This window comes from Pseudomonas sp. BNK-45, assembly GCF_047456255.1.
GTDB lineage: Bacteria > Pseudomonadota > Gammaproteobacteria > Pseudomonadales > Pseudomonadaceae > Aquipseudomonas.
Map to the genome: position 1 here is coordinate 5872591 of NZ_CP179909.1, position 13148 is coordinate 5885738.

Consider the following 13148-nt stretch of genomic DNA (forward strand, 5'->3'; position numbering starts at 1 on the left):
TCCTGTTGGGCACCGGCCTGCTCGTCGACGGTTTCTACTGCGGACATCTAGGCCTCGGCCATGAACGGCGCAGGGTCGCCGCAACCGACGCGGATCACTTCCGGCTCGCCATCGGCCAGGCTGATCACTGTGGACGACTCGGTGCTGCCGAAGCCGCCGTCGATGATCAGGTCCACCTGATGCTCCAGCAACTGGCGCATCTCATAGGGATCGCTCAGGGCCTCGGTGTCGCCGGGCATGATCAGGCTGACGCTCATCAGCGGTTCGCCCAGCTCGGCCAGCAGCGCCAGGGCAATCGGGTTGCTCGGCACCCGCAGGCCGATGGTGCGGCGCTTGGGGTGCAGCAGCAGGCGCGGCACCTCCCGGGTGGCATTGAGGATAAAGGTATAGGGCCCCGGCACATGGGCCTTGAGCAAGCGGAAGGTGCCAGTGTCGATCTTGGCGAACAGGCCCAACTGCGAAAGGTCGCTGCAGATCAGCGCGAAGTTGTGCTTGTCGTCCAGTTGCCGCAAGCGGCGCACCCGCTCGATCGCCGCCTTGTCGCCCATCTGGCAGGCGACCGCATAGGACGAATCGGTGGGATAGATCACCACGCCACCGCCACGGATGATCTCGACGGCCTGTTTGATCAGGCGCGGCTGGGGGTTTTCCGGGTGGATCTGGAAAAATTGACTCACTGTCTCTACCTGTTCAGGCGGCAATAATTGGCTCATGTTTGAAGCGACACCATAGCGGTGGCAGATCCTCGGGTACCGGGCGGTATTCGCCGATCTCGGACCAGCCTCCTGGACCATGAAAGTCACTGCCGGCGCTGACCAGCAGTCCGAATTCACGAGCAAGAATAGCCAAACTGCCCACTTGCTCCGCAGGTTGATGGCCATTGACCACTTCGATTGCATGACCACCGGCTTGAATATAGTCGGCAATCAGACGGCGACGCTTGCTGCGGGTGAAATCGTAGTGCCAGGGATGGGCCAGGCTGACCCAGGCACCGGCCTCGCGCAGGGTGCCGACCGTTTCCTCCAGGGTGGGCCAGTGCAGCTTGACGTCACCCAGCTTTCCCGCCCCCAGCCACTTGCGGAAGGCTTCGGCGCGGTCCTTGACGAAGCCGGCACGCACCAGGTAGTCGGCAAAGTGCGGCCGCGCCGGGGCGTTGCCGCTGTCTCCCAGCTCCTGCTGGATGGCCCGGGCGCCTTCCAAAGCGCCCGGCATGCCCTTGAGGGCCAGCTTGCGGCTGATTTCCTCGGAACGCAGCCAGCGCCCTGCGTGAAGTTTCTCGATGGCTGTCACCAGGGCCGGAGCCCGGGTATCGAATCCGTAGCCCAGCACATGAATAGTGGCGCCGCCCCAGGTGCAGGACAGTTCGACGCCATTGACCAGTTGCATGCCCAGTTGCGCCGCTGCCTGACGGGCCTCGTCCAGCCCTTCGAGGGTGTCGTGGTCGGTCAGGGACAGGATTCGCACGCCTCTCTCGTACGCACGCGCAACCAGAACCGCAGGCGCCAGGGCGCCGTCGGAGGCCGTGCTATGGCAGTGCAAATCGACATTCACAGGATGTTAAAACCTCAAGTCAGCTGGCGCTTTCGCGACCAAGGATGTTTGTTATTATGCCGCCACATCCTGCTTCTGGCTGCCACTGTGAAACAATTCATCGACTTCATCCCGCTGTTCCTGTTTTTCATCGTCTATAAAATCGATCCCCGGGTCGTCGACCTGGCCGGGCACGAAGTCACCGTGGGCGGCATCTACAGCGCCACGGCGGTGCTGATCATCAGTTCCCTGGTGGTGTACGGCGCGCTGTTCATTTCCCAGCGCAAACTGGAAAAGAGCCAATGGCTGACCCTGGTCGCCTGCCTGGTCTTCGGCAGCCTGACCCTGGCCTTCCACAGCGAAACCTTCCTCAAGTGGAAAGCCCCGGTGGTCAACTGGCTGTTCGCCCTGGCCTTCATCGGCAGCCATTTCGTCGGCGACCGCCTGCTGATCAAGCGCATCATGGGCCACGCCCTGACCCTGCCTGATCCGGTGTGGACCCGCCTGAACATCGCCTGGATCGCGTTCTTCCTGTTCTGCGGCGCCGCCAACCTGTTCGTCGCCTTCACTTTCCAGAGCATCTGGGTCGACTTCAAAGTCTTCGGCAGCCTGGGCATGACCGTACTATTCCTGGTGGGCCAGGGCATCTACCTGTCGCGCCACCTGCATGACGCCGATCCCACTACCCCGAAAACCGAGGACTGACATGCTTTACGCAATCATTGCCACAGACGTCGCCAACTCCCTGGAAAAACGCCTGGCCGCACGCCCGGCGCACCTGGAGCGACTGCAAGTACTCAATGAGCAAGGGCGTGTGGTGCTGGCCGGCCCGCACCCGGCGATCGACAGCAACGACCCCGGCGCCGCCGGCTTCACCGGCAGCCTGATCGTCGCCGAGTTCGAGTCCCTGGAAGCCGCCCAGGCCTGGGCCGAGGCCGACCCCTTCGTCACTGCCGGCGTCTACGCCAACGTGCTGGTCAAGCCGTTCAGGCAATCGATGCCGTAAATCCTCCCCGACGCGATGAACCTTCAGGGTCCATCGCGTTCTCAATCGCTCATTATTCTCGTTTGACGGCCGACAACCTGCCCAACACTCGATTGGAATCAGGAGTTTCGATGCGCCAAGGTCCGCTGTGCCTGCTGTTGGTCATGTTGTCGATCGGGGCTCCGGCCCTTGCCGAGGAAACCCAGGAAACCGGCCATTCGACGCCGCTGTCCCTGAGCGCCGGCAGTCAGATCACCGAGTTGCAGCAACGCTTGAAAGAGAGCGAGCGCCTGCGAGAAGAGCTGAGCAAACAATTGCAAAGCGCCGACGCCGAACGGGAAAGCCCACAGCTGGCCCGCTTGCGCCAGGAGAACCAGCGCCTCAAGCTGCAGCTCAAAGAGGCCCAGGCCAACCCGGTGCCGCGACTGCTGACCGATCAGCAGCAATGGTTCGTCACTGGCGGCGGCGTGGCCCTCATCGCCCTGCTCTGCGGTATCTTCGCCAGTGGCGGGCATCGCAAGCGTCGACAATGGCTAAATTGAGTGATTCATGAGCGACCTGTTACTGATTGATGATGACCAGGAGCTGTGCGAGCTCCTGAGCAGTTGGCTCGGCCAGGAAGGCTTTCAAGTACGTGCCTGCCACGATGGCTTGAGCGCACGCCGGGCCCTGGCCGAAGCGGCCCCGGCAGCCGTGGTGCTGGACGTCATGCTGCCCGACGGCAGCGGCCTGGAACTGCTCAAGCAACTGCGCAACGACCACCCCGACCTGCCGGTGCTGATGCTTTCGGCCCGCGGCGAGCCCCTGGACCGCATCCTCGGCCTGGAACTGGGCGCCGACGACTACCTGGCCAAGCCTTGCGACCCTCGCGAACTCACTGCCCGCCTGCGCGCCGTCCTGCGCCGCAGCCACCCGGTGGCGGCTTCCAGCCAGCTGGAGCTGGGCGACCTGTGCTTCAGCCCGATTCGCGGCGTGGCCACCATTGACGAGCAGGACATCAGTCTCACGGTTTCCGAAAGTCGCCTGCTGGAGGCCCTGCTCAAGCAACCTGGCGAGCCGCTGGACAAGCAGGAACTGGCGCAGATCGCGCTGGGCCGCAAGCTGACCCTGTACGACCGCAGCCTGGACATGCACGTCAGCAATCTGCGCAAGAAGATCGGCCCCCACCCAGATGGTCGCCCGCGCATCGTTGCCCTGCGCAGCCGCGGCTACTACTACAGCCTGTAACCGCGTCCCGACGCCATTGTCAGGACGCCGGCCCGGCGTCTTTACCCAAGCTTTACCCTCCACTGACCGCCGCTGACCTTGATCTGGGTAACCTGAACTCATCCGGAACTTACCGGGAATGAGACAAGGAGACACACCATGCGCAAGACCCTGATCGCTCTGTTGTTCGCCGCCGCCCTGCCAACCGTGGCCATGGCCATGCCTGAGGGCAACGGCCCGATGGGGCCGATGGACGGTCCACGGCACAGCGAGCACATGCGCGGCAAAGGCCCCTTCGGTCAACTGGACCTGAGCCGTGAGCAACGCCAGCAGATCGGCAAGCTGATGGGCGAGCAAATGCACGACCGCAAGGCCGTCGTGGAAAAATACCTGGAGAAACTCTCGCCGGCCGACCAGAAAGCCATGAAAGACGAACTGGCCGCCAAACAGCAGAAAACCCAGGCTGACATCCGCGCCCTGCTCAAGCCCGAGCAGCAGAAAGAATTCGACGCCATCGTGAAGAAACAAGAGGAACGTCGCGCCGAATGGGCCGAGTTCAAGGCCTGGAAAGCGCAACAACCGCAAAAAGCGCAATAATGCGTTAGCGTCCATCCCCCAGCCCAGTGGCCTGCGCCACTGGGCTTTCGCGTTCGAGGAGTCTCTGTGCGTTCATTGTTCTGGCGCATCCTGGCCAGTTTCTGGCTGGCCATCACCCTGGTTGCCGGGTTGTCGATCCTGCTCGGGCACATGCTCAACCAGGACGCCTGGATCCTCAGTCGCCATCCGGGGCTCAACAGCCTCACCGCGGAGTGGACGCAAACCTACGAAACCCAGGGCGAAGACGCCGCCCAGGACATCCTCCAGCAGCGCAAGCGCCAGTACCACATCGATGTCCAGGTCCTCAATGAGAGCGGCGACCCGGTGGTACGCGGGACTTTCCCGCGCCGCGCCGCCGCCTTCGAGGCCCGGCAGAACAACGACGACCGCCACCTGCCCTGGCGCCGCCTGACCGCGGAATACACCAGCCCTACCACCGGCGATACCTATCTGTTCATCTACCGCATCCCCCATCCGGAGCTGGATGCCTGGCACCGCGACAGCCTGACCTGGCCCCTCAGCGCCCTGGCCATTGCCCTGGTGGTGCTGACCCTGTTCAGCCTGCTAGTGACCCTGTCCATCACCCGCCCGCTGAGCCGCCTGCGCGGCGCCGTACACGATCTGGGCCAGGCCAGCTATCAGCAGAACAGCCTGGCGCGCCTGGCCAATCGGCGCGACGAGTTCGGCGTGCTGGCCCGGGACTTCAACCGCATGGGCTCGCGTCTGCAAAGCCTGATTGGCAGCCAGCGTCAGTTGCTGCGGGATGTGTCCCACGAACTGCGTTCCCCCCTGGCACGGCTGCGCATCGCCCTGGCCCTGGCCGAGCGTGCCGCCCCCGAAGAGCGGGAGCGGCTGTGGCCCCGACTGACTCGGGAATGCGATCGCCTGGAGGCGCTGATCAGCGAGATCCTGGTGCTGGCCCGGGTCGACGCGGACAACGCCAGCGCCGAGGACGTGGACCTCAATGCCTTGCTGCTGGCCCTGCAAAAAGACGCGCAATTGGCCTGCCCGGAGCAACAGGTGCAGATCGACGCCCAGCCGCAGCTGAGCCTGCGAGGCTGGCCGACCATGCTGGAGCGGGCGGTGGACAACCTGCTACGCAATGCCCAGCGCTTCAACCCCGCCGGGCAACCGATCGAGGTCCAGGCCCTGCGCCAGGGCGACAGGATCCTGATCAGCGTGCGCGACCACGGGCCCGGGGTGGGCGCCGAACACCTGAAACAGTTGGGTGAGCCGTTCTTCCGCGCACCAGGGCAAAGCGCACCCGGCCATGGCCTGGGCCTGGCCATTGCTCGCCGGGCGGCGGAGCGTCACGGCGGCAGTCTGTTACTGGACAATCACTCCCAGGGCGGCTTCATCGCCACCCTGGAGTTGCCCCTGATGCCCGGCGCGCCAGCCCCCGCCTGAAACCAGCGCGGGCAAGCCGCTACTGCCAGGTCCGGCGGTAACGGGCTTGCCCGCGATGCAACACAGCGACCGCTGGTGTCGATCAGGCCTTGGCGCTCCAGGCGCTGACAAACTCGCTGGTGTCGACTTTTGGTGCGACCCGAGGCTCGTTCAGCGGCGTCCCCAGGTACAGGAAGGCAATGATCTCTTCCCCCTCCGTCAGGCCCAGCCCCTTGGCCACGTGCGGCGAATAGGACAACTCGCCGGTGCGCCACACGGCGCCAATGCCCTGGGCATAGGCCGCCAGCAGGATACCGTGGGCTGCACAGCCCGCCGCCAGCAATTGCTCGGACTTGGGCACCTTGAAATGCTCCTGCAGCCGCGCCACGACCACTACCACCAGCGGTGCACGCAGCGGCATGGCCCGGGCCTTGTCCAGCGCGGCCTGAGTCACTTCGCCGCCTTGCAGCTGTACGGCTTCAACCAGCAGTTCGCCCAACTGATCACGGGCTTGGCCTTCGACGGTGAGGAACCGCCAGGGGCGCAATTGCCCGTGGTCCGGCGCGCGCAAGGCGGCGGCGAACAGTGCTTCGCGCTGCGCGGCGCTGGGCGCAGGCTCCACCAGGCGCGGCACGGAAACACGGTTGAGCAAAGCGTCGAGAGCCTCCATCGGCCACCTCCTGAAAAAAATGTCCGGCCATTCTAACGGCATCCGCCGCCGGGGTGCCGGTTTACATGCCCTGCCCCGCAGGTAGAATGAGCGCCCTTCACCTACCAGCCCGAGCGCAATACATGGCGTTGCCGACTTTAAGAATCATTGGCTTCATCATCGGCATCTTCCTCATCACCCTGGCCATCGCCATGGTGGTACCGATGGCGACACTGGTGATCTTCGAACGCACCGGCGACCTGCCGTCCTTCCTCTGGGCCAGCATGATCACCTTTATCGCCGGCTTGGCCCTGGTGATCCCGGGGCGCCCCGAGCACATCCACCTGCGCCCGCGAGACATGTACCTGCTGACGGTTTCCAGCTGGGTGGTGGTGTGTATCTTTGCCGCCCTGCCGTTCCTGCTGACCCAGCACATCAGCTACACCGATTCGTTCTTCGAAAGCATGTCCGGCATCACCGCCACTGGCGCCACGGTGCTCAGCGGCCTGGACAGCATGTCCCCGGGCATCCTGATCTGGCGCTCGATGCTGCACTGGCTGGGGGGCATCGGCTTTATCGGCATGGCGGTGGCGATCCTGCCGCTGCTGCGCATTGGCGGCATGCGCCTGTTCCAGACCGAGTCCTCGGACCGCTCGGAAAAGGTCATGCCGCGCTCGCACATGGTGGCGCGCCTGATCGTCGCCACCTATGTCGGCATCACCATCTTCGGCAGCCTGGCGTTCTGGTGGGCCGGCATGAACGTGTTCGACGCCATCAACCACGCCATGTCGGCAATCTCCACCGGCGGTTTTTCCACCTCCGACGACTCCCTGGCCCACTGGCAGCAACCGGCAGTGCACTGGGTGGCGGTGGTGGTGATGATCCTCGGCAGCCTGCCCTTCGCCCTCTATGTGGCGACACTGCGCGGCAACCGCAAGGCGTTGATCAAGGATCAGCAGGTCCAGGGCCTGCTCGGCATGCTCCTGGTGACCTGGCTGGTGCTGGGCACCTGGTACTGGTGGACCACCGACCTGCACTGGCTGGACGCCCTGCGTCACGTAGCGCTGAACGTGACCTCGGTGGTCACCACCACCGGGTTCGCCTTGGGCGACTACAGCCTGTGGGGCAATTTCTCACTGATGCTGTTCTTTTATCTGGGGTTCGTCGGTGGCTGTTCAGGCTCCACGGCCGGAGGGATCAAGATCTTCCGCTTCCAGGTGGCCTACATCCTGCTCAAGGCCAACCTTAATCAGCTGATCCACCCCCGGGCGGTGATCAAGCAGAAGTACAACGGCCACCGCCTGGACGAGGAAATCGTTCGTTCGATCCTGACCTTCTCGTTCTTCTTCGCCATCACCATCTGCATGATTGCCCTGGCCCTGTCGCTCCTGGGCCTGGACTGGATGACCGCCCTGACCGGCGCCGCCAGCACCGTGTCCGGCGTGGGCCCGGGCCTGGGCGAAACCATCGGCCCGGCGGGCAACTTCTCGACCCTGCCGGATGCCGCCAAGTGGATCCTGTCCCTGGGCATGCTCCTGGGCCGACTGGAGATCATCACGGTGTTCGTGTTGTGTATTCCGGCGTTCTGGCGTCATTGACCGACGCCGGCAGCGCCAGCAGGCGTGCCCGATACTCACCCGGCGTGGTATCGAACCAGCGGCGAAACGCCCGGAAGAAATTGCTCGGATCGGCGAACCCCAACAGATAGGCAATCTCCAGCAAGGTCATGCGCGGCTGCGCCAGATACTGCTCGGCCAACTCTCGCCGGGTGTCGTCCAGCAGGGTCTGGAAGCTGGTGCCCTCCTCCTGCAGACGACGCTGCAACGTGCGCTGCGACAGGTGCAGGGTCTGCGCCACCACCTCGCGCTTGGGCTCGCCCTGGGGCAACAGGCGGCACAGCACCTGCCGCGCCTTGTGGGTCACCCGGCTTTCAGAAAAGCGCGCCAGGTACTCGCCGGCAAAACGATCGTGCAGCAAGGCCATCGCCTCGTTGGCCGTGGGCAGTGGCGCCTCCATGTCGGCGCGTTCGAAGATCAGTGCATCAAAGGGCGCGGAGAACGCCAGCGGGGCATGGAACATCTCCTTGTAAGGCTGCAGATCCTCGGGCTGCTCGCCTTGCAGCAGTACCTTGCGTGGCTGCAGGGCCCGCCCGGTCAACCAGCTGCACAGGGCCAGTGCGCAGGCCAGCGAGGCCTCGGCACTTTGCCGGGTGGGCGGCAGATGGTCGCCATGTACCGTCAGGATCAGCGCATAACCCTCGGGTAAAAGACGAAAGCTCAGGTCGGCGCTTTCGGCAATGATGCGCTGATAGCGCACCAGACGCTGAAAGCCTTCGACCAGGGTACGACTCGACATCAAGGCGTAACCGGCCACATGAAAGGATGCCGGACGCACCACCTTGCCCATGTTCAGGCCGATCGCCGGGTTGCCGGACAACTCGACGGCACGCTGCCAGAGCCGGGTCATCGAATCCTGGGGGAAGCGCGCGTCGGGGTCTTCGAGAGCGCCGTAGTCGAGCCCCAACTGCTCGAACAAAGCGCGGCAGTCCAGGCCATCCATCTCCAGAGCCTTGACTATTCCCAAGGCCCAGCTTGCAGAAGTCGTTCGTTCGCTCATGAGGGCTTCTTACATGACAAGCCGCATGCTACGGCCAATTGCCCAAGGATACTAAAGTGGCGCCTATTGTCACTGGCCAGCGCAACCAGGGACTCTAGACTCACATAAGCTCCCGCAGAACATCCGCCCGCACAACAACAAACAACCGAGATCGCGGCCATGGAAAACATCCGACAGTTCAGCAGCTTCGCCGAGTTCTACCCCTATTACCTGAGCGAGCACAGCGACAGCACCTGCCGTCGCCTGCACTTTATCGGCACCAGCCTGGTGATCTTCCTCCTGGCCCTGGCCATCGGCAAAGGGGCCTGGCTGCTGTTGCTGGCGCTGCCGCTGGCCGGCTACGGCTTTGCCTGGGTCGGGCATTTCTTCTTCGAAAAAAATCGTCCGGCCACCTTTCAGCACCCGCTGTACAGCCTGCTGGGTGACTTCGTCATGTACCGCGACATGATCCTCGGCAAGGTGCCGTTCTAGCGCCGACCGTCCATCCGTCCTCGCCACCCCGCGACCATGGCTATGACCATGGCCGGGCTCGGGCCCGATTTCCCCAGACAGCAAGAGGCCGAACGATGAAGGCTCACGCACGCTTCACCCACATGCAGGATGGCACCCAAGAGGACTGGGCGATCATCGCTGCGGATTTCAGCGCCTACGCCAGGCAACTGCCCGCCCGCATCCTGACCCACTTGCGACTGCTGGAAGGCGACTTCGGCGGTTTCCCGGTGGATCGTCTGACCCATTCACTGCAGACCGCCAGCCGCGCCTGGCATGACGGGCGCGACGAGGAGTACGTGGTCTGCGCCCTGCTGCATGACATCGGCGACACCCTGGGTTCCTACAATCATCCGGATATCGCCGCCGCCATCCTCAAGCCCTTCGTCAGCCCGGAGAACCTGTGGATGGTGGAAAAGCACGGAGTCTTCCAGGGCTACTACTTCTTCCACCACCTGGGCATGGACCGCCATCTGCGCGAGCAATTTCGCGAGCATCCGCTGTACCAGCGCACTGCCGAATTCTGCGCCAAGTACGATGCCGCGGCGTTCGACCCCACCTACGCCAGCCTGCCCCTGAGCTTCTTCGAACCCATGCTGCAACGGCTGTTCGCCCAGCCCCGGCAGTCGCTGTACCAGGCGGCCATGGAACAGCCCCGCACCGACTGAAGCCCGATGGTTCTCCGGCTCAGGCCGGCTCCGCCATTTTCGTGAGCGAGGCCTTGAGCTGGGCTTCCCGGGCTTGGGCGTCGGCCAGGCGATAGAGTTCGATGCTGCCGTCCCAATGCTCGATCAGGGCGGTACAGGACTCGACCCAATCACCGCAATTGAGGTAGTCCACCTCGCCGACCTTGCGGATCTCGGCATGGTGGATGTGGCCACAGACCACCCCGTGCAGCTCGCGCTTGACGCACTCGTGGGCAATGGCCTCCTCGAAGTCACTGATAAAGCTCACCGCAGTCTTGACCTTGTGCTTGAGGTAGGCCGACAGCGACCAGTAACCGTAGCCATAACGCGCCCGCCAGTGATTGAGCCAGCGGTTGAGGGTCAGGGTGAACTCGTAGGCCGAGTCGCCGAGAAAGGCCAGCCAACGGTGATAGCGGGTGATGACGTCGAACTGGTCGCCGTGAATCACCAGCAGATGGCGACCGTCAGCCGTGACATGCACGGCTTCGTCCACCAGTTGGATGTTGCCCAGAATCAGCTTGGAGTAACGGCGCAGGAACTCATCGTGATTGCCGGTGACGTAGATCACCTCGGTGCCGCGCTTGCTCATGGTCAGCAAGCGGCGGATCACATTGGTATGGGCCTGGGGCCAGTACATGCCACCGCGCAGCTTCCAGCCGTCGATAATGTCCCCCACCAGGTAGATGCGATCGGCCTGGTAGCCCTTGAGAAACTGCGCCAGGTGCTCCGCCTGGCAATCCCGGGTCCCCAGGTGCACATCGGAAATCCATAAGGTCCGTACCCGTTGCTTGCGACTGGGCTTGGCGAGTTCGACATGGGTCATGGACGCTCTCCGGGATTTTTTGCGAGCTTGCGCCCCAGCGATTAATAGCCCATGACAAAAATGCGGCAATGCGATGACAGCCCGAACCGCCCGACTGGCGGTGTAGACTGCGCCTCTGCCAAGGAGACCGTGATGGGATCTATCCTCACTCTGCGCCATTACACTCACGACCTGATCGCCCACAGCCACGAGCATGCGCAACTGGTGTTCGGCCTGCGTGGCCAGCTCGATTTCGAAGTCGAAGGCCGGGGCAGTCAGGTGCAGCAACAGAGCTTCGTGGTGGTACCGGCCGGCGCCCGGCATGTGTGCGGCAGCCCCAGTGGAAGCCATTGCCTGGTGCTGGACATACCCGGTGAACACTGGGTGCAACAATCTTTGGGCGAACACGCCGAGGCCAGCCGGCGCTTGCTCGACGCGCCCCGACATCGGGTCCTGGAGCCAAACCAGAGCCGCCTGGTCAACTGGCTGGCGCAGAGCCCGGTGGACGACCCCCTGATTGCCCAGCAAGGCGCAGTCCTACTGCTGGCCAGCCTCAACCACTCGACGCCGCTTCCTCCTGGCGAGCGACGGCTGCCCTACGCCGCCATGCAGGCCCACATAGAGCGCCACGCCGCCCATCCGCTGCAGGTGGCCGATCTGGCACGAATTGCCGGTCTTTCCAGCGCCCACTTGCACACACGGTTCATCGCCGAATGTGGCGAGACGCCCATGGAATACGTGCGACGACGGCGCCTGCACATGGCCCTGGAACTGCTGCGCGGCTCGACCCTGCCGGTCGGCGAGATCGCCAGCCGGGTCGGCTACAACTCACAGAGCGCCTTCGCCGCCGCCATGCTGCGCGAATTCGGTCACTCCCCGCGTCGGCTCCGGCAGGGAGCCCAGGCTAATCCCTCGACAAAAAAACCCAGGATCGCGACAGACGCCGGCACCGACCCTTCTTAAACTGAGCCGCAGCCCTTCAAGGCCATCACCATCTTTTGCTCAAGGATCAAGATGACTCCGCGTACCGCCCTTGGCGCCCTGCATATCGGCGCCCTGATGTTCGGCCTGACCGGCGTGTTCGGCAAACTGGCCGTCGCCTCGCCTGCTGTTATCGTGTTCGGCCGTGCGGCCTTTGCCGTGCTGGCCCTGGCTGGCTTCGCGCGCCTGGCCAGCGCCACGCCCTGGCAGAAACTGGCCGCCACCGATTGGCGGCGCCTGCTGCTCAGCGGCCTGTTGCTGGCCGGACATTGGGTCAGCTTCTTCGTCGCGGTGAAGGTCGCCGGGGTGGCCATCGCGACCCTGGGCTTTGCCAGCTTCCCGGCCTTCACGGTCATTCTCGAGGGGCTGATCTTCCGCGAGCGGATCCGCCTCAACGAGATGCTGCTGGTGAGCCTGGTGAGCATCGGTTTGGTGCTGGTAACCCCGGACTTCGACCTCGCCAGCCAGGCCACCACCGGCCTGCTCTGGGCCGCGGGTTCGGGCCTGCTGTTTGCCCTGCTGTCCTTGAACAACCGCGCCAGCTCCGGACGCATTCCCGCGGTGCAGGCGGCCCTCTGCCAGAACGTGGTGGTCGCCCTGTGCCTGTTGCCGGTGGCGGCCCCCGAGCTTGGCCAGGTGCGGGCCATGGACTGGCTATGGATCAGTCTGCTGGGAATCTTCTGCACCGGTCTTGCCCACAGCCTGTTTGTCGCCAGCCTGGCGGTGATCAAGGCTCGCACCGCGGCGGTGGTTTTCGCCCTGGAACCGGTCTACGGGATTACCGTGGCCTGGCTGCTGTTCGGCGAGAATCCGACGTTGCGCATACTGATGGGAGGCGCCTTGATCATCGTGGCGATCGTGGTGTCGAGCCGACTCTCGACCCGTTCAGACAAGCCAGCCACAACGGCGTCGGCCGGCTCTCACTGAGCCCGATCGTTGTGTCCCAGGTCGCGCTCGGGGTCGATGCAGTCGCGAACCCTTTGCTTGAGCACCTTGGCTTCGGGAAAGCCGCCGTCGGCCTTGCGCTCCCAGATCTGCACGCCATCGCAGCTGATATGAAAGGTTCCCCCGGTAGCGGGCACCAGGGACACCTTGCCCAGGTCGTCGCTGAAGGTGCTCAGCAGCTCCTGGGCCAGCCAGGCCGCCCGCAGCAGCCACTGGCATTGGGTGCAATAGGTGATGATCACTTCGGGTTTACGTTCAGTCATGGTACGGCGGACT

General features: G+C 64.0%; 17 protein-coding genes. 11 read left to right on the forward strand and 6 right to left on the reverse strand.

Annotation, left to right across the window (positions count from 1 at the left end; genetic code table 11):
• Positions 1-47 precede the first annotated feature (47 nt).
• Positions 48-677 carry an L-threonylcarbamoyladenylate synthase gene (locus tag ACMGG8_RS26590; RefSeq protein WP_042941347.1) on the reverse strand — a complete coding sequence of 210 codons (630 nt, stop codon included), beginning with the start codon at positions 675-677 and terminating at the stop codon, positions 48-50.
• A 13-nt stretch (positions 678-690) separates the two neighbouring features.
• Complete coding sequence (locus tag ACMGG8_RS26595) at positions 691-1551, reverse strand: PHP domain-containing protein (protein WP_016965852.1); 861 nt, start codon at positions 1549-1551, stop codon at positions 691-693.
• A gap of 87 nt (positions 1552-1638) precedes the next feature.
• On the opposite strand from ACMGG8_RS26595, the gene ACMGG8_RS26600 reads away from it, so the two are divergent.
• The 6 genes from ACMGG8_RS26600 to ACMGG8_RS26625 all read left to right on the forward strand — a co-directional run bounded on the left by ACMGG8_RS26600 (position 1639) and on the right by ACMGG8_RS26625 (position 5725).
• Complete coding sequence (locus tag ACMGG8_RS26600; protein WP_108544757.1) at positions 1639-2235, forward strand: septation protein A; 597 nt, start codon at positions 1639-1641, stop codon at positions 2233-2235.
• A gap of 1 nt (position 2236) precedes the next feature.
• On the forward strand, positions 2237-2536 hold the full coding sequence (locus ACMGG8_RS26605; RefSeq protein ID WP_060838104.1) for a YciI family protein: 300 nt from the start codon (positions 2237-2239) through the stop codon (positions 2534-2536).
• Positions 2537-2646: 110 nt separating this feature from the next.
• Entirely contained in the window at positions 2647-3057 is a 411-nt protein-coding gene (locus ACMGG8_RS26610; RefSeq protein WP_016965849.1) for a translation initiation factor 2, read from the forward strand.
• A 7-nt stretch (positions 3058-3064) separates the two neighbouring features.
• Complete coding sequence (locus ACMGG8_RS26615) at positions 3065-3742, forward strand: response regulator transcription factor (RefSeq protein ID WP_016965848.1); 678 nt, start codon at positions 3065-3067, stop codon at positions 3740-3742.
• A gap of 138 nt (positions 3743-3880) precedes the next feature.
• Complete coding sequence (locus ACMGG8_RS26620; RefSeq protein WP_016965847.1) at positions 3881-4318, forward strand: LTXXQ domain-containing protein; 438 nt, start codon at positions 3881-3883, stop codon at positions 4316-4318.
• A gap of 66 nt (positions 4319-4384) precedes the next feature.
• Positions 4385-5725, forward strand: coding sequence for a sensor histidine kinase (locus tag ACMGG8_RS26625; RefSeq protein WP_060842793.1), 1341 nt, complete (start codon positions 4385-4387; stop codon positions 5723-5725).
• Between the two features lie 82 nt (positions 5726-5807).
• Here the strand turns inward: ACMGG8_RS26625 and ACMGG8_RS26630 are convergent, their stop codons facing one another.
• On the reverse strand, positions 5808-6374 hold the full coding sequence (locus ACMGG8_RS26630) for a nitroreductase family protein (protein ID WP_060838102.1): 567 nt from the start codon (positions 6372-6374) through the stop codon (positions 5808-5810).
• 122 nt (positions 6375-6496) lie between these two features.
• On the opposite strand from ACMGG8_RS26630, the gene ACMGG8_RS26635 reads away from it, so the two are divergent.
• Entirely contained in the window at positions 6497-7951 is a 1455-nt protein-coding gene (locus ACMGG8_RS26635; protein WP_016962638.1) for a TrkH family potassium uptake protein, read from the forward strand.
• On the opposite strand, the gene ACMGG8_RS26640 is transcribed toward ACMGG8_RS26635, so the two are convergent.
• Complete coding sequence (locus ACMGG8_RS26640; RefSeq protein WP_060838101.1) at positions 7908-8969, reverse strand: AraC family transcriptional regulator; 1062 nt, start codon at positions 8967-8969, stop codon at positions 7908-7910. The two genes, ACMGG8_RS26635 and ACMGG8_RS26640, sit on opposite strands and share 44 nt — an antisense overlap.
• A gap of 159 nt (positions 8970-9128) precedes the next feature.
• Here ACMGG8_RS26640 and ACMGG8_RS26645 point away from each other — a divergent pair, with 159 nt between their 5' ends.
• Positions 9129-9440 carry a DUF962 domain-containing protein gene (locus ACMGG8_RS26645; RefSeq protein WP_060838100.1) on the forward strand — a complete coding sequence of 104 codons (312 nt, stop codon included), beginning with the start codon at positions 9129-9131 and terminating at the stop codon, positions 9438-9440.
• A 95-nt stretch (positions 9441-9535) separates the two neighbouring features.
• The gene (locus ACMGG8_RS26650; RefSeq protein WP_414158715.1) at positions 9536-10126 is read left to right on the forward strand and encodes an HD domain-containing protein; all 591 of its coding nucleotides are present in this window, start codon (positions 9536-9538) and stop codon (positions 10124-10126) included.
• A gap of 19 nt (positions 10127-10145) precedes the next feature.
• On the opposite strand, the gene ACMGG8_RS26655 is transcribed toward ACMGG8_RS26650, so the two are convergent.
• The gene (locus tag ACMGG8_RS26655; protein ID WP_060838098.1) at positions 10146-10967 is read right to left on the reverse strand and encodes a UDP-2,3-diacylglucosamine diphosphatase; all 822 of its coding nucleotides are present in this window, start codon (positions 10965-10967) and stop codon (positions 10146-10148) included.
• A gap of 132 nt (positions 10968-11099) precedes the next feature.
• Between ACMGG8_RS26655 and ACMGG8_RS26660 the strand changes: the two genes are divergently transcribed.
• Both ACMGG8_RS26660 and ACMGG8_RS26665 read left to right on the forward strand, forming a co-directional pair.
• Entirely contained in the window at positions 11100-11909 is an 810-nt protein-coding gene (locus ACMGG8_RS26660) for a helix-turn-helix domain-containing protein (RefSeq protein ID WP_414158716.1), read from the forward strand.
• Positions 11910-11960: 51 nt separating this feature from the next.
• On the forward strand, positions 11961-12854 hold the full coding sequence (locus ACMGG8_RS26665; protein ID WP_414158717.1) for a DMT family transporter: 894 nt from the start codon (positions 11961-11963) through the stop codon (positions 12852-12854).
• Here the strand turns inward: ACMGG8_RS26665 and ACMGG8_RS26670 are convergent.
• Complete coding sequence (locus tag ACMGG8_RS26670; protein ID WP_060838095.1) at positions 12848-13135, reverse strand: SelT/SelW/SelH family protein; 288 nt, start codon at positions 13133-13135, stop codon at positions 12848-12850. The genes ACMGG8_RS26665 and ACMGG8_RS26670 overlap by 7 nt on opposite strands.
• Positions 13136-13148 lie beyond the last annotated feature (13 nt).